The organism is Janthinobacterium sp. GW821-FHT03C10, from assembly GCF_059420865.1.
In genome coordinates this window covers 345,580-361,732 of the sequence record NZ_JBWKUN010000006.1, presented here as the reverse complement: position 1 = coordinate 361,732, position 16,153 = coordinate 345,580, and the positions used below count along the sequence as shown (strand labels likewise).

The following is a 16,153-nucleotide window of genomic DNA, read 5'->3' as shown; positions in this document are numbered from 1 at the left end:
CACGCGCATGTCAGAGTTCCAGTTCCGGCACATTGGGCAGGCGCTCGACGAGCAGCACGTGCACCTGGCGCGCGTCGGCGCGCAGCACCTCGAAACGCAGATTGCCCAGGTCGAAGATGTCGCCCTTGTGCGCCATGCGGCCCAGGTACTTCGAGACCAGGCCGCCGATGGTGTCGACGTCGTCGTCCACCAGGTGGCTGCCCACTTCCTCGTTGAACTGTTCGATCTCGGTCAGCGCCTTGACGCGCCAGCGGGGGCCGAACTGGCCTTCCTTGAGCGAGAGGATATTGTCCTCGGCTTCATCGAAGTCGTATTCGTCCTCGATATCGCCGACGATCTGTTCCAGCACGTCTTCGATGGTGATCAGGCCGGCGACGCCGCTGTATTCATCGACGACGATGGCCATGTGATTGTGGTTGGCGCGGAAATCGCGCAGCAGCACATTCAGGCGTTTCGATTCGGGGATGAAGATGGCGGGGCGCAGCATGTCGCGCACGTCGAAAGTTTCTTCTGCGTAATAACGCAGCAAGTCTTTCGCCAGCAGGATGCCGATGACCTTGTCGCGCTCGCCTTCGATCGCGGGGAAGCGCGAGTGGGCGGTGGACAGGACTTCCGGCATCCATTCCTCGATCGGCTTGCTGATGTCGATGACATCCATTTGCGAGCGGGGAATCATGATGTCGCGCGCACAGAGATCCGACACCTGGAACACGCCTTCGATCATCGACAGGGCGTCGGCGTCGATCAGCTTGCGTTCATGCGCATCGTGTAGAACTTCGAGCAATTCTGCACGGTTCTCTGGCTCGGGGGAAATGAGTGCGGTCAGGCGTTCAAACAGTGACCGGTGGGGCTTGACGTCAGTTCTGACGCCACTAGGGTGCTCGGGCATAGGAGGCGTGAGCCGTTGTTGCGAAGGGATATAGGATACACCAAAAGCGGGGGAATACCGGATTTCCCCGCTTTTGATGTAAATTTAATACGTTGAAGTGCGCCGTTGCGCGATCTTTTACGCCGCTTCCGGGCCTAGCACGCGCGCGCGCAAGGCTGCCACGTCGGCTTGCCAGTCGGCGAAATGCTCGCTGTCCTGCCACAGCTGGCGCAGTTCCGACGTTTCCGCGCCGATCTTGTCGAAGGCCTGGCGGGCCTTTTCCAGCAGCGGCGGCGTGACCTTCTTCTTGCAGGCGGCCACCCATTCGTCCACGTCCAACGTGGCCGGGTCGTCCTCGCCGGGCTGGCCCAAGAGGCGCGCGATGACTTCCAGCGCGGCCAGCGCCTCGGCGGCGAACGGCGCTGCCAGCTCCGCTTCCTGGCTGTCGATCACGTTGTCGAGCGTCGTCTCGACCAGTTCCAGTGTTTTATATTCGTGCAAGTCCTGCGCCCAATCCATGGCGTAGTCGTTGCCGAAGGCGTCAGTGGCCCAGGTGCCCATCATGTGTCCTTGTGTGTGCGTTGGCGCTATTTGTACGTAGGTCAGATTAGCGCAGCGTAATCTGACACTGTGGTGCTCCGGTTACGTTGACGGATGTTGTCGGCTTACGCCCTGCGGGCTAACCCGACCTACCCGACCTACCGACCGCCCCAATCTGCGCGGTTTATTTTGGGTCCGCGTACGGGTCGGTAATGCCGAGCTTGGCGAGGATCTCCGTTTCCAGCCCCTCCATCTCGGCCGCTTCCTCGTCGTCCATGTGGTCGTAGCCCTGCGCATGCAGCACGCCGTGCACGATCAGATGGGCCGTGTGCTCTTCCACGCTTTTTTTCTGCTCCGCCGCTTCCTTCTCCAGCACGTCCGTGCACAGGATGATGTCGGCGCGCGTCGGCTCGTCCTCGGCCAATTCTTCGCCTTCGTTGTAGGCGAACGTCAGCACGTTGGTGGCGTAGTCCTTTTCGCGGTAGTCGCGGTTCAGGCTGCGGCCCTCTTCCGCGTCGACGAAGCGGATGGTGAATTCGGCGGGCGCGAACAGGGCCGCCTTGACCCAGCGGCGCACTTTCGGGCGCGTGATCAGGGTTTCCAGGCGGGTATCCGGGTATTGCACGGACAAGGACAGTTTATTTTTTTCGGACATTTTTGGCGGCGGCTGGTTTCAATAGGGGAAGTAACTGGGCGGCGTCGGCATTGGCCGCCTGCGCCGTTTCATAGGCGTCGACGATGCGCGCGACGAGCGGATGGCGCACCACGTCGGTGCTGTTAAATTGCGTGAAACCGATGCCGCGCACATCCTTGAGCACGTGCACGGCGTCGATCAGGCCGCTTGTCTGGCTCTTGTGCAGGTCGACTTGCGTGACGTCGCCCGTCACCACGGCCTTGCTGCCAAAGCCGATGCGCGTCAAGAACATCTTCATCTGTTCGACGGTGGTGTTTTGCGCCTCGTCGAGGATGACGAAGGCGTGGTTCAGGGTGCGTCCGCGCATGTAGGCCAGCGGGGCGATCTCGATCACCTGTTTTTCAAACAGTTTTTGCGTGCGGTCAAAGCCCAGCAAGTCGTACAGCGCATCGTAGAGGGGACGCAGATACGGATCGACCTTTTGCGCCAGGTCGCCCGGCAGGAAGCCCAGGCGTTCGCCCGCTTCGACGGCGGGGCGCGTCAAGATGATGCGCTTGACGGCGTCGCGTTCGAGCGCGTCGACGGCGCAGGCGACGGCCAGATACGTCTTGCCCGTGCCGGCCGGACCCACGCCGAAGCTGATGTCGTGTTCGAGGATGTCGCGCAAATAGGCGATCTGGTGCGGCGTGCGTCCACGCAGGTCGGCGCGCCGCGTTTTCAGCACGGGGCTGGCGATGTCCGGTTCCACAAAAGTGCTGATGGGCGCGTTGGCATGGTGTTCCGAGGCGGCGGACAGGCCCGCGCGCTGCTCCACCAGGGCCAGCTGCACTTCTTCCAGCGGCACGACCTTGTTGGCGATGGCGTAGAACTGCTCGAGGATTTCCACGGCCCGTTCGGCATTGCTGCCGCCGACGATGAATTTCTCGCCGCGGCGGAAGATCGTCACGTCGAGGGCGGCGGAAATCTGGCGCAGGTTTTCATCGAGCGGTCCGCACAGGTGCGCCAGGCGCGTGTTGTCGAGCGGCTCGGGGATGAAGTAATGCGGCTGTATCGGGGCTTTGGTTTTCAACTGGCTCTTTTCAATGCGGGTGCGCTGGCGACGAGTTCGCCGCGCAGGGTATAGGAATGGCTTTCGGTGATGCGCACGTCGACCAGCTGGCCGACCAGTTGCAGCGCGTCCGGGCCGGCGTCGAAATTGACCACACGGTTGTTTTCCGTGCGGCCTTGCAGTTCGCGAGCTATCGTGTCCTTCTTCGAGCGGCCTTCGACGAGGATGGTTTGCACCGTGCCCACCATGGCCTGGCTGTAGTTGCGCGTGTTGGCGTCGATGGCCACCTGCAGTTGCTGCAGCCGGGCCAGCTTGACCTCGTGCGGCGTGTCGTCTTCCAGGCTGGCGGCCGGCGTGCCGGGGCGCTTGCTGAAGATGAAACTGTAGCTGTTGTCGAAGCCGACGTCCGCGATCAGCTTCATCATGGCGTCGAAGTCGGCTTGCGTCTCGCCGGGGAAACCGACGATGAAGTCCGAGGAAATGGCCATGTTCGGGCGCACGGCGCGGATGCGGCGGATGATGGACTTGTATTCGAGGCCCGTGTAGCCGCGCTTCATGGCGCCTAGGATCTTGTCGGAACCGTGCTGCGCCGGCAGGTACAGGTGGTCGACCAGCTGCGGGATCTTCGCGTAGGCGTCGATCAGGCGCTGCGTGAATTCCTTCGGGTGGCTGGTGACGAAGCGCATGCGCTCGATGCCGGGTATGTCGGCCACGTATTCGAGCAGCAGGGCGAAGTCGGCGATCTCGCCGCCTTCCATCGCGCCCCGGTAGGCATTCACGTTCTGTCCCAGCAGGGTAATTTCCTTGACGCCCTGGGCGGCCAGGCCCGCCACTTCCGTCAGCACGTCCTCGAAGCGGCGCGACACTTCCTCGCCGCGCGTGTAGGGCACGACGCAGTAGCTGCAATATTTGCTGCAGCCTTCCATGATGGAAACGAACGCCGACGCACCTTCCACCTTGGCCGGCGGCAGGTGGTCGAACTTTTCGATTTCCGGGAAGCTGATGTCCACTTGCGCATCGCCGCTGGCGCGGCGCAGTTCGATCATTTGCGGCAGGCGGTGCAGCGTTTGCGGGCCGAACACCATGTCGACATATGGCGCGCGCTTGACGATGGCGTCGCCTTCCTGCGAGGCCACGCAGCCGCCCACGCCGATCAAGAGGTGCGGCTTGGCCAGTTTCAGCTCGCGCAGACGGCCCAGGTCGGAAAACACCTTTTCCTGCGCCTTTTCGCGCACGGAGCAGGTGTTAAGCAGGATCACATCGGCATCTTCCGGCGTGTCGGTGCGCACCAGGCCATCGGAGGCGCCCAGCACGTCGGCCATCTTGTCCGAGTCGTACTCGTTCATCTGGCAGCCGAAGGTTTTAATGAATACTTTTTTCTGCATGGAGTCGGATGCTTATCGGTAAATGTAGCGGCAAATAAATGGAACAAATAAGTGGGACAACTAAGTGTGGCGCAAATCAGCTGGGCAGGGGGCTTGCGCTGTGCGCCGCCCGGGGCGGGAGGCGGTGGATGACCGGCCGGGCGCCTCTGGCTGCCCGGTGGCAGGCTCGCTGCAAGTTCAGGCCATAGTTTAGCGTAAATCGCCGGCACGGGCCATGTCGTGCTGACCTTGCCGACAAGGTTGCGGTGTGAACAAGGCACCTGGAACGACGATGCTGAAAAGCATTTATTGCCGTACGACACCATTGATTTGTAACAAGTTGCTGCAAAGCCTTGTGTGCGCCCGCTGGCATCCTAATGTGTTGAAATAGCATCGTTGCCAAGCCAACCAGCAGCTTGATTGATATTTAACAATCAGGAAGTTTGCGCGAGGCGCAGATGCAGCGTGTTTGGACTAGTATATTGTTTTATATGCAATTCATTTCGTTGAGTTGCAGTGCTTTTTACTCACGCGGCAAGCTGCGCACGTTGGTTGGACGTGGCTGTGCAAGTCCTGTGCAGGCAGTGCGATAAGGAGGGGCGGCGGAGGGGAGGGCTGAATCCGATGGAAAGACGTTTATTTAAACACTCTAAGCCAGCCTTAAGTTCGTATCGGCATTATTTTCTACATTCACCAGACGAGGAAAAATCATGGCACATCATGCATTAGCATCGCAAGAGAGTTACAACCCGAACCACCTGCTGGATATTCTGCTGAGCAAAATGCAGCTGAAGAACGATGCAGCCCTGTCGCGTCTGCTTGAAGTGGCGCCACCCGTCATCAGCAAGATCCGCCACCACCGCTTGCCGGTCGGCGCCTCGCTGCTGATCCGCATGCACGAAGTGACGGGCATGAGCATCCGCGACCTGCGCGATTTGATGGGCGATCGCCGCACCAAGTACCGTTTGTCCGACGCCCAGGGCCGTCCAAAAGCGGAAGACCGCGGCGATGCGCAAGAATCGAATTACGCGCACTGATGTGGCGGTTGTACGCTGACTGTGCCGCTTGCGTAGCTGCTGGCGGCAACAGGCTGGCGTGGACCGGGCAGCATGGACCGGGTAACATGGATGTATCGCAGTACCCATAACGGCTTTCGCTTCGCAGCGAGGGCCGTTTGCGTTTGCGGATTTGCTTAGCTCAGCAGTGCCGAGGTGATTTCGTCGTAGCGCAGCTCCGTTTCGCGGAACAGCTGCAGATACGTGTCCTTGCCCAGGCCCAGCGCATCCCAGGCCACCGGCGAGACGCGCGGCACCATGTCGTCGCCCGCCTGCGCCAGGTCGAGCGCACAGACGACGGCATTGGCCACATGGATCAGTGCCGCAAGAAAACCGGCGCCCGGCGTTTCCGGCTGCAGGTAATTGCCCAGCGCCAGGCGCATGGTGTCGGAAAAATTCCAGTGCTCGGCCAGGGCCACGCCTGCCTGCACGTGGTCCACGCCCAGCACGGCCTGCTCCGCTTCGAGCAGGCTGCAATCGTGCGCGGCCTGGTGCGCGATGACTTGCGCATAGTGCGCGGGAAAGCTGCTGACCAGCACCAGGCGGCCGATGTTGTGCAGCAAGCCGGCCGTGAATGCGTAATCCTGGTTGAAGCGGAGCTGCCGCGCCAGCACTTTGGCGCAGGCGGCCGTCGCCACCGAATGGCGCCAGAAGGCCTTGTCGTCGAAACCTGGGCAGCGTCCTTCCGGGAAGCAGCCCGTGATGGCGGCCGACGTGATCAGGCTGCGCGTGGTCTGGAAGCCCAGGTAAGTGATCGCCTGCTGGATGGTGGTGGCCTTCACTTGCAGGCCATAGTGGGATGAGTTGGCCAGACGCAAGGTTTTTGCCGTCAGCGCCTGGTCATACGACACTTTTTTGGCCAGCACGGAAATATCGACGTCTTCCTGGTCTATGCTGTTGAGCAGTTCCATCACGACGGCGGGCAGCGAAGGCAAGCCATCGAGGTGGGCGACGATATCGTCGAGCGTCAGCTGGGTGCTCATGCGGTCTCTCCCGTGCCCAGGCGGTAAGCCGTGACATAGCTGCGCAGCAAGGTGGTGGCCGCGTCCAGGGGATCTTCGGGATCGTGCTTGCGGAACAGGTACGCCAGCCGTTCGCTGTCGGCCGCTTGCTGCGCGGCGATTTCTTCCGGCGACGGGGGCGGCGCCTGGATCGGCAGCATGTCGATGTTGTGGCGGGGCATCAGGGCCAGCATGTTTTCCGTCAATACCGCGCCTTGCGGCAACAGCACTTGTCCATGCGCATCGAGCAAGACATCCGACAAAATCATGCCGGGACGAACTTGTTCCAGGGGTAGATGTTGATGCGTGACCGCCATGACGACTCCTTAGATGATTGCGGGATATTACCATTGCCATGCCGCAATGTCTCAACCTGCATCAAAGTCCCTATCGAAAGTGGGGATGCTGTAAATCTTGCCAATAAGCATGTCATACCGTACATTTGAATCAGGCCCTTGCATTGCTGACGTATCTGCGCCCGCGCCGCGGGCCGGCGGCTGGCCTGGCCCGGGGAGTGTTGATTGATGGTGAGTATCCAAGTCCGGCTGACCCTGCTTTTTGTCGTGATCGTCACCCTGGTGCTGGGCATTTCCGGCAGCTATACCCAATATACCTTGAGCAAGGAACTCGAATCGGGCAGCGCGCGCCTGCGCAGCGGCGTGCTCACGCGCTTGCAGACCAGCTTGCCGTCCGCCCTGTGGGATCTCGATAAATCCAAGGTCGACAGCATTGTCGCGGCCGAAATGCTGCCGCCGGAGCTGGTCGGCATCCGCGTCTATGACGCCTCGGTCGGCCTGTTCGCGGGCGAAGTGCGCGATGCCTCCGGCACCCTGGTGCCGCTTGAGGCGGACGTGGCCATGGGCGGCACGCCCGTCGAGGCGCCGCTCGTGTTCCGCGACGCCGTGGCGGCCGCCACAGGCGGCAAGCCCGTGATCGTGGGCAAGGTCATCGTCAATTTCAGCCGCGAGCAGATCGATGCGGCCCTGCGCAGTGAAGTGCGGCGCAAGGTGGTGGAAGTGTTGCTGCTTGACATCATTCTCGTGGGCGCCCTGGCGCTGAGCCTGCGCATCGTCTTCGGCCCCCTGAAACAGTTGCGCGACGGCTTGTTCGACCTGGCCACGCGCGGCAGCGATGACGTCGAAGAGCTGCCGGAAAACCGGCGCGACGAACTGGGCGACGTGATCCGCGGCTTCAATGCCGTGCAGCGCAAGCTCAAGTCCATCATCGAAGGCAGCCGCGAGGCGGAAGACATGGCGCGCCGCTCGCAGCAGGCAACGGCGCAGGCCATGGACGAGCTGCGCCGCGCGCAAGAGTCCCTGCTGCAATCGGAACGCCTGGCTTCGCTGGGCAGCCTGGTGGCCGGCGTGGCGCATGAAATCAATACGCCGGTCGGCATCGCCCTGACCAGCGCCTCGGTGCTGAAGGAAGCCACCGATGACATCAGCGCGGCGGTGGCTGGCGGCAGCGTGAAAAAGACCGATATCGTGCGCTACCTGGAAACGGCCGGCGAAAGCGCGCGGCTGATCATGAACAATGCCTATCGGGCCGCGCATCTGATCCACAGCTTCAAGCAGATCGCCGTCGACCAGGTCAGCGAGGCGCGCCGTTTGTTCGAATTGCGCGACTATATCGGCGAAGTGATCTCGAGCCTGCAGCCGACCCTGAAAAAGACGCGCATCAGCATCGATATCGATTGCCCGCCCGGCATCATGCTCGACAGTTATCCGGGCGCGCTGGCGCAGGTGCTGACCAACCTGGTATTGAACTGCGTCGAGCACGCCTTCGATGCGGACACGGCCGGCAATATCCATATCGGCGTGCGCCGCGACGGCGACGCGATCGCCATGCAGGTGCGCGACAACGGCCGCGGCATCGCGCCCGACATGCTCGACCGCGTGTTCGATCCGTTTGTCACCACGCGCCGCGGGCAGGGCGGCACCGGACTGGGCTTGAATATCGTGTTCAACTTGATTGCCAAGCAGTTTGGCGGCACCATCACGGTCAGCAGCACCCTGGGGCAGGGCGCGACGTTCCTGCTGCGCCTGCCTACGGTGACGCCGTTGCCGGAAAGCACCAGCAGCCAGGCATAGGCAAGGAGACAATATGGCATCGATAGAAAACAGTCAGCAAGTGGCGCTTTTGCGCGGGATCAATGTGGGCCGCGCCAAGCGCGTGGCCATGGCCGACCTGCGCAAGCTGCTGGGCGACCTCGGTTTTGCGCAGGTGCGCACGGTACTCAACAGCGGCAACGTCGTGTATGACGGCGGCGTGGTGGCGCCTGCCGAGGCCGCTGCCCGCATCGAGGAAGCGCTGGTGCTGAAACTGGGCGTGGCGGCCAGGGTGACGGTGCTGTCGGCCGGCCAGTTCGCCGAGCTGGTGGAGCAAAACACCCTGGCGCCGGCGGCCGATGCGGCCCGCTTGCTGACCTTGGTGCTGAACAATCCGGCCGATGTCCAGCGCCTGACGCCCCTCCTGCGGCAGCCGTGGCAGCCGGAAGCGCTGGCGCTGGGCCGCTGGGCCGCGTATGCCTGGTGTCCCGATGGCGTGCTGGCCAGCAAGGTGGTGGCGGCGCTGGGCGTGCTGCTGGGCGACGGCGTCACCTCGCGCAACTGGGCCACCATGCAGAAATTGCATGCGCTGCTGAATGGAGCGGATGCGGCAGCCATATCGGCCAAGGAGTAATGATGCCTTCCATGGAGACGCCATGAACTGGGATATCGTCAAGGGTGTCTTGATCGTGTTCGTCGCCATCAGCGTGGTGGTGACGGCCTTCGTGCTCATGTCCGCCTCGGGCCCGGACAAGGCGGGCTGCATCGCGCGCGCCCTGAAGTCGGGTATTCCGGTGGGCAATATCGAACGGGTCTGCCGTCTGCTGGACAAATGAGGGCGCCATCAAAAAACATTCCGCACCAGGCGGAATGTTTTGCGGCAGCGCCTTGCCAGTGCTGGCGCCGTCAGTTATCGAATTTTTCCTGTTTTTCGCCGTGCAGGCTCAAGGCCACCAGGCCCAATCCCACCAGCAGCATCGAGTACATGCTCGCTTCCGGCACCGGGGCCGGCACGCTGGCTTGCTGTGCGGGGGCGGCCGTCATGGGCCTGGACGGCGCCAGGGCCACATGGCGCGCGCTGCTCCAGTGCGGTGCCGTCGCGCTGCTGCTGGCCAGCAGGCGTGCATACGGCAAGTCCGGCGTTTCCCAGCCGGGATTATTATTCAAGCTGATGCTTTCATCGATCGTCACGCGTTCGCCGGCTTCGTGCAGCTTGGCGGCCGTCGTGTCGCTGACTGCCGCCAGGCTCCCTGTGCTGGCCGACAGCGCCAGCAAGGCCACGCAGAGCGGCTGATAGATTTTCATCTTGCTCTCCCTTGTTGTTCACCGCCTGGCGCAGCCGAAACCGGCTTGCGCATGGACGGACGATTCGCCTGTACGGGGGCGTATCCTGATTTTTCTGCTGTTTTCCCATTACAGCATAGATCGTGACAATTTTGATACGTTTATTTCCTGTTTATTACGAATATTTGTCATTTTGATAGCGTAAACATGATCGTTGCCGCACACTTTGCATGAGTATGCTATCGCCAAAAACACTGTTGTTTTTTTGTGCGAATCGCCAGCAGGAAAACAATATATTGATTAGTATATTGTTTATCGCACGCTATTCAATATGACCGCCTGTGGGAGGGCACGATGGAGACAGTCGCAACACAACACGCCGAATACAACCTCGACGCCATGCGGGGTTCGGCCTACAAGGCCAGCTCGCTGCTCAAGGCCATGGGCAATGCCGACCGTTTGATGCTGCTGTGCCAGCTATCGCAGGGCGAGCATTGCGTCAGCGACCTCGAGCAAAAAGTGGGCATCGGCCAGCCGACCCTGTCGCAGCAGCTGGGCGTGCTGCGCGAAGAGATGCTGGTGGCCACGCGGCGCGACGGCAAGCAGATTTATTACCGCGTCGCCAGCGCGCCCGTGCTGGCCGTGCTGCAAGTGCTGTACGCGCAATTTTGCGCGCCGCGCCCCCCGTTCAACGACGAAGCCGACTGAGATTGCCATGACGATAGCCTGGCAACACTTCACGCCATGGGCCTCGCTGGCAGGCGGCATGCTGATCGGCTTGGCGGCGGCGCTATTGATCCTGTTCAATGGCCGCATCGCCGGCATCAGCGGCATCCTCGGCGGCTTGCTGCGCCCGCGCAGTGGCGACCTGGGCTGGCGCATCGCCTTTCTTGCCGGCCTGACCGGCACGCCCCTGCTGTGGCGGTTGTGGCAAGCCTTGCCGCCCGTGCAGATCGACGCCGGTACGCCGGCCCTGATCGCGGCCGGCTTGCTGGTGGGCGTGGGTGTGCGCTATGGCGCCGGCTGCACCAGCGGCCACGGCGTGTGCGGCCTGTCGCGCCTGTCCCCGCGTTCGCTGGCGGCCACGTGTGCCTTCATGGCGGCCGGTTTCCTCACCGTGTATCTGTTGCGCCATCTGTGAGCAAGCTTATGAGCAAGCTGATCCTTTCCCTGTTGAGCGGCCTCATCTTTGGATTGGGCCTGATCGTCTCCGGCATGAGCAACCCGGCCAAGGTGCTCGGTTTCCTCGACCTGGCCGGTGCCTGGGACCCGTCGCTGGCGCTGGTGATGGGCGGCGCCATCGGCGTGGCTCTGCCCGCCTTCTGGCTGGCGCGCCGGCGCAGCACGGCGCTGCTGGGCGACCCCATGCAATTGCCCGCGTCGCGCCGCATCGACCGGCGCTTGCTGCTGGGCAGCCTGGCCTTTGGCGCGGGCTGGGGCATCGCCGGTTTCTGTCCCGGTCCCGCCCTCGTGTCGCTGCTGGCGGGCCAGCCGAAGGCGTGGTTGTTTGTGATCGCGATGCTGGCCGGCATGCTGCTCTTTGAAGTGCTGGAGCGCCGCAAGGCACCCGCGCCAGCCTGAGACGGTACAATCTGGCGCATCGCCACTTTGGATACCGCTTACATGAAGACCATGATTTTCCGTGCCGGCGCGCGCGCCGCCCTGCTGTGCAGCGTGCTGGCGCTGGCCGCCTGCGGCAGCTTGCTGAAGAAGGAAGCGCCGCCCGCTCCCGCGCCTGTGGCCGATACCTTGCCCAATCCGCAAGTGCTGCTGCTCGGTGAAGTGCATGACAATGCGCAAGGTCAGCGCCTGCGCGTCGCGGAATTGCAGCGCCGCCTGGCGGCCGGCTGGCGTCCCGTGATCGTCATGGAGCAGTTCGACCGCGAAAACCAGGCCCTGCTGACGCGCGCCGCGCGTGAATGCGCCGACCCCGATTGCATCATCCGCGTGATGGAACAGCCGCGCTGGGACTGGAGCATGTACCGGCCCGTGCTGGACCTCGTCATCAGTTACCAGCTGACCCTGGTCGCCGGCAACCTGTCGCCGGCCGATGCCTCGCGTATCGTGCGCGACGGCATCCAGTGGGCCATGCCGCCCGCCATGGCGGCCACGTACCTGGCCGCGCCCGTGCCGGCCGATATCCTGGAAGGGCAAAAGAGGGAAGTGCAGGCGGCCCGCTGCAATATGCTGCCCGACATGATGATGACCGGTGTCGTCAACGCCCAGGTGGCGCGCGATATCTGGATGGCCAAGCTGATCCGCGACCAGGCGCCGCGCGACGTGGTGCTGATCGCCGGCAATGTGCATGTGCGCAAGGATATCGGCGTGCCCCGCTGGCTGAAGCTGGCCGACCCGCAACTGAATGTGCGCAGCATCGGCTACCTGGAGCAGGGCGCCGCCGGCTACCAGGGCACGTTCGACCTGACGCAAACGATGCCGGCCCAGCCGCGCGCGGACCTGTGCGCGAAGTTTAACAAGTAACTACTGCTGCACCCGCACCAGGGCGCTGACCCGGTTTGCCGTCTCGAGCAGTTTCGGCAGGCTGTGCTCCAGCAGATGCGCCACGGATGGCCCCGCCGTCTGGCCGCTGACGTTGATCGCCGCCACCACCTTGCCGGCCCGGTCGAACACGGGCGCGGCCAGGGCGATCAAGCCCTGTTCCAGCTCTTCCTGCACCAGGCACCAGCCCTGGCGCCGCACTTGCGCAATCTCTTCCATCAAGACATCGATATCGACCTTGGTCGCCGGCGTGATCTTCAGCAGCGCCATCTTCGACAGCCGTTCGCGCAGCACCTCGGGCGCCAGGCCCGACAGCAACACCCTGCCCATCGAGGTGCAGTAGGCGGGCAGGCGGCTGCCGATACCCAGGTTGATCGACATGGTGCGGTGCGCGGACAGGCGCACGACGTAGACGATGTCGTCCCCGTCGAGCACGGTGGCCGAGCACGACTGGCGCAAGGTCTGCATCAATTCTTCCAGCAGCGGCTGCGCCTGCGTCCATACGGGCAGGGATGACAGATAGGCGTAACCGAGGTCGAGCACCTTGGGCGTCAAACGGAACAGCCGCCCATCCGCTTCCACGTAACCGAGATGCAGCAGGGTGTGCAGGATGCGCCGCGCGCCCGCGCGCGTCAGCTGCGCCCGTTCCGCCACTTCGCTCAGGGTCTGCTGCGGCGCGTCCGCGCCAAAGCTGCGCAGCACGGCCAGGCCCCGCGCGAACGATTGCACATAGCTGTCGCCGGGACGCGGCGCGCCCTCGGCATCAACGCTTTCTTCGGTGGCAAGGGAGGTGCGGCTGCGTGCGGTCATGGCATTTCCAATGGGGCAAGGTGGCAATTATAGCCATGGCGGTGGCGAAAACGGCAAATTGACAAGCGCCCCGATCAGGCATATTCTCACGAATAAGTTCTAAATACGAATATTTGTTCGTTATGCGAACAAATGGCTAATGAGTTTGATTGGGAGGAGACCGCAATGATCGACAAACTGCGTTCCAGCGTGCTTGATGCGCTGGCCGATATCCACGATGGCGCCACCGTCATGATTGGCGGCTTCGGCGGCGCGGGCCAGCCGGCCGAGCTGATCGACGGCCTGATCGCCCAGGGCGCGCGCGACCTCGTCATCGTCAACAACAATGCGGGCAACGGCGACACGGGCCTGGCCGCCCTGCTGAAAAACGGGCAGGTGCGCAAGATCATCTGCTCGTTCCCCCGTCAGGCCGATTCCCACGTCTTCGACGCCCTGTACCGCGCGGGCAAGCTGGAGCTGGAACTGGTGCCGCAGGGCAACCTGGCCGAGCGCATCCGCGCCGCTGGCGCCGGCGTCGGCGGCTTTTTCACGCCCACGGGCTACGGCACGGACTTGGCCAAGAGCAAGGAAACGCGCGAGATCGACGGGCGCATGTATGTGTTCGAGTCGCCCATCCACGCCGACTTCGCGCTGATCAAGGCGGAGCAGGGCGACCGCTGGGGCAACCTCACCTACCGCAAGACGGCGCGCAACTTCGGCCCCATCATGGCCATGGCCGCCAAGGTCAGCATTGCTTCCGTGCATGAAGTTGCTGAGCTGGGCAGCATCGACCCCGAACACGTCATCACGCCGGGCCTGTTCGTGCAGCGCCTCGTGCAAGTGCCGCGCACGGCCACCGGCCCCGCCGGCTTCAAAGCAGCCTGAGGAAAATCAATATGAACAAATGGAATCGAGACCAGATGGCGGCCCGCGTGGCGGCCGACATCCATGAAGGTGCCGTCGTGAACCTGGGCATCGGCTTGCCGACCCTGGTGGCGAATCACTTGCCGGCCGGCGCGGAGATCATCCTGCACAGCGAAAACGGCGTGATCGGCATGGGCCCCGCGCCCGCGCCGGGCGAGGAAGATTACGACCTGATCAATGCGGGCAAGCAGCCCGTCACCCTGCTGGCGGGCGGCAGCTATTTCCATCATGCCGACAGCTTTGCCATGATGCGCGGCGGCCACCTGGACATCTGCGTGCTGGGCGCGTTTCAAGTGTCCGCCACGGGCGACCTGGCCAACTGGCACACGGGCGCACCCGACGCCATACCCGCCGTGGGCGGGGCCATGGACCTGGCCATCGGCGCGAAAAAAACCTGGGTCATGATGGAATTGCTGACCAAGGGCGGTGAAAGCAAGCTGGTGCAGGCCTGCACCTATCCGCTGACGGGCATCGGGTGCGTCAGCCGCATCTACAGCGACCTGGCCGTGTTCGACCTGGGACCAAACGGTGCCACGGTCATCGAACTGGCCGATGGCTTGCGTTTTGAACAGTTGCAAGCGTTGACGCCGGTTTCACTGCTGGACGGACGTTAGCAGCCAGCAATGTCGGCTTACGTGCTTGCGCACTAACCCGACCTACATAAATATTTCTTGGAGGAAAAAAATATGACTGCAGCGTTTATCTGCGATGCCCAGCGCACCCCCTTCGGCCGCTATGGCGGCGGCCTGTCCGGCGTGCGCGCCGACGACTTGGGCGCCGTGCCCATCCGCGCCTTGATGGCGCGCAACCCGAACGTGGACTGGACGGCCGTCACGGACGTGCTGTACGGCTGCGCCAACCAGGCGGGCGAGGACAACCGCAACGTGGCGCGCATGGCCGCCTTGCTGGCGGGATTGCCCGACAGCGTGCCGGGCGCCACCCTGAACCGATTGTGCGGCTCGGGCCTGGACGCCATCGGCAGCGCCGCGCGCTTCATCAAGAGCGGCGAAGCGGGCTTGCTGATCGCCGGCGGCGTGGAAAGCATGAGCCGCGCGCCCTTCGTAATGGGCAAGGCCGACAGCGCCTTTTCGCGCGGCATGAAAATGGAAGACACGACCATCGGCTGGCGCTTCATCAATCCGCTGATGAAGGCGCAGTACGGCGTCGATTCGATGCCGGAAACGGCGGAAAACGTGGCCAGCGACTTCGGCATCAGCCGCGCGGACCAGGATGCGTTTGCCCTGGCCAGCCAGGTAAAAGCCCTGGCGGCGCAGCAGGCGGGCGTGTTCGACAGCGAAATCTGTCCCGTCAGCATTGCGCAGAAGAAGGGTGAGCCCGTCGTTGTCAGCCGCGACGAGCATCCGCGCGCCACCACGCTGGACACCCTGGCCAAACTGAAACCCGTCGTGCGCGCGGACGGCACGATCACGGCCGGCAACGCGTCCGGCGTCAACGATGGCGCGGCGGCCCTGCTGCTGGCCGACGAGGCGAACGCGGCCCGCTTTGGCCTGACACCGCGCGCCCGCGTGGTGGCAATGGCGACGGCCGGCGTGGCGCCGCGCATCATGGGCATCGGCCCCGCGCCCGCCACCCTGAAAGTGCTGGCCATGACGGGCTTGACCCTGGCCGATTTCGACGTCATCGAATTGAACGAAGCGTTTGCCGCCCAGGGCCTGGCCGTGCTGCGCCAGCTGGGCTTGCGCGACGACGATCCGCGCGTGAACCCGAACGGCGGCGCCATCGCCCTCGGTCACCCGCTGGGCGCGTCCGGTGCGCGCCTGGCCATGACGGCCGTCAACCAGCTGCACCGCACGGGCGGGCGCTATGCGCTTTGCACGATGTGCATCGGCGTAGGCCAGGGTATCGCGCTGGTACTGGAACGGGTCTGACCTGCAGCGCGTCCGGGCAAGCACCATGCACTGTGCACTCACACAAGATGCGGCATCGGCATCGGCCAGGGCATCGCGCTGGTGCTGGAACGGGTCTGATTCCACGCCTCCACAGGCGAAAAAAAGTTGCCGGTGATACGTATTAACCCGTATGCCGGGCGGCTTTTTGACCTTGATCAAGGGCGTATGATGCAAAACCAGCCCGGGCAA

General features: G+C 63.3%; 20 protein-coding genes. 11 read left to right on the top strand and 9 right to left on the bottom strand.

Annotated features, from left to right (window positions below; all coding sequences use genetic code 11):
- Positions 1-10: 10 nt before the first annotated feature.
- From AC07VH_RS21395 to miaB, 5 genes are all read right to left on the bottom strand, one after another.
- Positions 11-889, bottom strand: a complete 879-nt coding sequence (locus AC07VH_RS21395) for a CorC family transporter (protein WP_034746750.1) — start codon at positions 887-889, stop codon at positions 11-13.
- Positions 890-1,006: 117 nt separating this feature from the next.
- Positions 1,007-1,432, bottom strand: a complete 426-nt coding sequence (locus tag AC07VH_RS21390) for a DUF4259 domain-containing protein (RefSeq protein WP_494789160.1) — start codon at positions 1,430-1,432, stop codon at positions 1,007-1,009.
- A gap of 160 nt (positions 1,433-1,592) precedes the next feature.
- On the bottom strand, positions 1,593-2,063 hold the full coding sequence (gene ybeY / locus AC07VH_RS21385) for an rRNA maturation RNase YbeY (protein WP_475416137.1): 471 nt from the start codon (positions 2,061-2,063) through the stop codon (positions 1,593-1,595).
- Positions 2,047-3,111: a PhoH family protein gene (locus AC07VH_RS21380; protein WP_475416138.1), complete on the bottom strand. Its 1,065-nt coding sequence runs from the start codon at positions 3,109-3,111 to the stop codon at positions 2,047-2,049. Before AC07VH_RS21380 ends, ybeY begins: the two co-directional genes overlap by 17 nt.
- Positions 3,108-4,475 carry a tRNA (N6-isopentenyl adenosine(37)-C2)-methylthiotransferase MiaB gene (miaB, locus tag AC07VH_RS21375; RefSeq protein ID WP_494789159.1) on the bottom strand — a complete coding sequence of 456 codons (1,368 nt, stop codon included), beginning with the start codon at positions 4,473-4,475 and terminating at the stop codon, positions 3,108-3,110. Before miaB ends, AC07VH_RS21380 begins: the two co-directional genes overlap by 4 nt.
- Positions 4,476-5,164: 689 nt before the next feature.
- On the opposite strand from miaB, the gene AC07VH_RS21370 reads away from it, so the two are divergent.
- Positions 5,165-5,491 (top strand): hypothetical protein, encoded by a 327-nt coding sequence (locus AC07VH_RS21370; RefSeq protein ID WP_034746769.1) that lies wholly within the window; start codon positions 5,165-5,167, stop codon positions 5,489-5,491.
- A 155-nt stretch (positions 5,492-5,646) separates the two neighbouring features.
- Here AC07VH_RS21370 and AC07VH_RS21365 read toward each other — a convergent pair whose 3' ends face one another.
- Positions 5,647-6,492, bottom strand: coding sequence for an HDOD domain-containing protein (locus AC07VH_RS21365; protein ID WP_494789158.1), 846 nt, complete (start codon positions 6,490-6,492; stop codon positions 5,647-5,649).
- Entirely contained in the window at positions 6,489-6,827 is a 339-nt protein-coding gene (locus AC07VH_RS21360; RefSeq protein ID WP_475416141.1) for a hypothetical protein, read from the bottom strand. The genes AC07VH_RS21365 and AC07VH_RS21360 overlap by 4 nt, the downstream gene beginning before the upstream one ends.
- 207 nt (positions 6,828-7,034) lie before the next feature.
- On the opposite strand from AC07VH_RS21360, the gene AC07VH_RS21355 reads away from it, so the two are divergent.
- From AC07VH_RS21355 to AC07VH_RS21345, 3 genes are read left to right on the top strand one after another with little or no spacing between them, the layout of a single operon-like run.
- The gene (locus AC07VH_RS21355) at positions 7,035-8,600 is read left to right on the top strand and encodes a sensor histidine kinase (RefSeq protein ID WP_489630767.1); all 1,566 of its coding nucleotides are present in this window, start codon (positions 7,035-7,037) and stop codon (positions 8,598-8,600) included.
- Between the two features lie 13 nt (positions 8,601-8,613).
- Positions 8,614-9,192, top strand: coding sequence for a DUF1697 domain-containing protein (locus AC07VH_RS21350; protein ID WP_494789157.1), 579 nt, complete (start codon positions 8,614-8,616; stop codon positions 9,190-9,192).
- A gap of 22 nt (positions 9,193-9,214) precedes the next feature.
- Complete coding sequence (locus tag AC07VH_RS21345; RefSeq protein WP_494789156.1) at positions 9,215-9,394, top strand: hypothetical protein; 180 nt, start codon at positions 9,215-9,217, stop codon at positions 9,392-9,394.
- 70 nt (positions 9,395-9,464) lie between these two features.
- Here AC07VH_RS21345 and AC07VH_RS21340 read toward each other — a convergent pair whose 3' ends face one another.
- Positions 9,465-9,863, bottom strand: a complete 399-nt coding sequence (locus tag AC07VH_RS21340; protein ID WP_475416143.1) for a hypothetical protein — start codon at positions 9,861-9,863, stop codon at positions 9,465-9,467.
- Between the two features lie 333 nt (positions 9,864-10,196).
- Here AC07VH_RS21340 and AC07VH_RS21335 point away from each other — a divergent pair, with 333 nt between their 5' ends.
- The 4 genes from AC07VH_RS21335 to AC07VH_RS21320 are packed head-to-tail and all read left to right on the top strand — an operon-like array spanning position 10,197 to position 12,323.
- On the top strand, positions 10,197-10,550 hold the full coding sequence (locus AC07VH_RS21335) for an ArsR/SmtB family transcription factor (RefSeq protein WP_070310209.1): 354 nt from the start codon (positions 10,197-10,199) through the stop codon (positions 10,548-10,550).
- Positions 10,551-10,557: 7 nt separating this feature from the next.
- A complete protein-coding gene (locus AC07VH_RS21330) occupies positions 10,558-10,983 on the top strand; it encodes a YeeE/YedE family protein (RefSeq protein WP_475416144.1) in 426 nt (141 codons plus the stop codon).
- Between the two features lie 8 nt (positions 10,984-10,991).
- Positions 10,992-11,423 carry a DUF6691 family protein gene (locus tag AC07VH_RS21325; protein WP_494789155.1) on the top strand — a complete coding sequence of 144 codons (432 nt, stop codon included), beginning with the start codon at positions 10,992-10,994 and terminating at the stop codon, positions 11,421-11,423.
- Between the two features lie 42 nt (positions 11,424-11,465).
- Positions 11,466-12,323, top strand: coding sequence for a ChaN family lipoprotein (locus AC07VH_RS21320; protein WP_475416146.1), 858 nt, complete (start codon positions 11,466-11,468; stop codon positions 12,321-12,323).
- Here the strand turns inward: AC07VH_RS21320 and AC07VH_RS21315 are convergent, their stop codons facing one another.
- On the bottom strand, positions 12,324-13,151 hold the full coding sequence (locus tag AC07VH_RS21315) for an IclR family transcriptional regulator domain-containing protein (RefSeq protein WP_475416147.1): 828 nt from the start codon (positions 13,149-13,151) through the stop codon (positions 12,324-12,326). It abuts the gene before it with no gap.
- A gap of 165 nt (positions 13,152-13,316) precedes the next feature.
- Between AC07VH_RS21315 and AC07VH_RS21310 the strand changes: the two genes are divergently transcribed.
- The 3 genes from AC07VH_RS21310 to pcaF all read left to right on the top strand — a co-directional run bounded on the left by AC07VH_RS21310 (position 13,317) and on the right by pcaF (position 15,943).
- Complete coding sequence (locus AC07VH_RS21310; protein WP_494789154.1) at positions 13,317-14,015, top strand: 3-oxoacid CoA-transferase subunit A; 699 nt, start codon at positions 13,317-13,319, stop codon at positions 14,013-14,015.
- A gap of 11 nt (positions 14,016-14,026) precedes the next feature.
- Positions 14,027-14,668 (top strand): 3-oxoacid CoA-transferase subunit B, encoded by a 642-nt coding sequence (locus AC07VH_RS21305; RefSeq protein WP_494789153.1) that lies wholly within the window; start codon positions 14,027-14,029, stop codon positions 14,666-14,668.
- Between the two features lie 72 nt (positions 14,669-14,740).
- A complete protein-coding gene (gene pcaF / locus AC07VH_RS21300) occupies positions 14,741-15,943 on the top strand; it encodes a 3-oxoadipyl-CoA thiolase (protein ID WP_494789152.1) in 1,203 nt (400 codons plus the stop codon).
- Positions 15,944-16,153: the final 210 nt, after the last annotated feature.

Coding starts and splice junctions, on each gene's coding strand:
- AC07VH_RS21395 (WP_034746750.1), bottom strand. CDS start 889: ATGCCCGAGCACCCTAGTGGCGTCAGAACTGACGTCAAGCCCCACCGG.
- AC07VH_RS21390 (WP_494789160.1), bottom strand. CDS start 1,432: ATGATGGGCACCTGGGCCACTGACGCCTTCGGCAACGACTACGCCATG.
- ybeY (WP_475416137.1), bottom strand. CDS start 2,063: ATGTCCGAAAAAAATAAACTGTCCTTGTCCGTGCAATACCCGGATACC.
- miaB (WP_494789159.1), bottom strand. CDS start 4,475: ATGCAGAAAAAAGTATTCATTAAAACCTTCGGCTGCCAGATGAACGAG.
- AC07VH_RS21370 (WP_034746769.1), top strand. CDS start 5,165: ATGGCACATCATGCATTAGCATCGCAAGAGAGTTACAACCCGAACCAC.
- AC07VH_RS21365 (WP_494789158.1), bottom strand. CDS start 6,492: ATGAGCACCCAGCTGACGCTCGACGATATCGTCGCCCACCTCGATGGC.
- AC07VH_RS21360 (WP_475416141.1), bottom strand. CDS start 6,827: ATGGCGGTCACGCATCAACATCTACCCCTGGAACAAGTTCGTCCCGGC.
- AC07VH_RS21355 (WP_489630767.1), top strand. CDS start 7,035: ATGGTGAGTATCCAAGTCCGGCTGACCCTGCTTTTTGTCGTGATCGTC.
- AC07VH_RS21350 (WP_494789157.1), top strand. CDS start 8,614: ATGGCATCGATAGAAAACAGTCAGCAAGTGGCGCTTTTGCGCGGGATC.
- AC07VH_RS21345 (WP_494789156.1), top strand. CDS start 9,215: ATGAACTGGGATATCGTCAAGGGTGTCTTGATCGTGTTCGTCGCCATC.
- AC07VH_RS21340 (WP_475416143.1), bottom strand. CDS start 9,863: ATGAAAATCTATCAGCCGCTCTGCGTGGCCTTGCTGGCGCTGTCGGCC.
- AC07VH_RS21335 (WP_070310209.1), top strand. CDS start 10,197: ATGGAGACAGTCGCAACACAACACGCCGAATACAACCTCGACGCCATG.
- AC07VH_RS21330 (WP_475416144.1), top strand. CDS start 10,558: ATGACGATAGCCTGGCAACACTTCACGCCATGGGCCTCGCTGGCAGGC.
- AC07VH_RS21325 (WP_494789155.1), top strand. CDS start 10,992: ATGAGCAAGCTGATCCTTTCCCTGTTGAGCGGCCTCATCTTTGGATTG.
- AC07VH_RS21320 (WP_475416146.1), top strand. CDS start 11,466: ATGAAGACCATGATTTTCCGTGCCGGCGCGCGCGCCGCCCTGCTGTGC.
- AC07VH_RS21315 (WP_475416147.1), bottom strand. CDS start 13,151: ATGACCGCACGCAGCCGCACCTCCCTTGCCACCGAAGAAAGCGTTGAT.
- AC07VH_RS21310 (WP_494789154.1), top strand. CDS start 13,317: ATGATCGACAAACTGCGTTCCAGCGTGCTTGATGCGCTGGCCGATATC.
- AC07VH_RS21305 (WP_494789153.1), top strand. CDS start 14,027: ATGAACAAATGGAATCGAGACCAGATGGCGGCCCGCGTGGCGGCCGAC.
- pcaF (WP_494789152.1), top strand. CDS start 14,741: ATGACTGCAGCGTTTATCTGCGATGCCCAGCGCACCCCCTTCGGCCGC.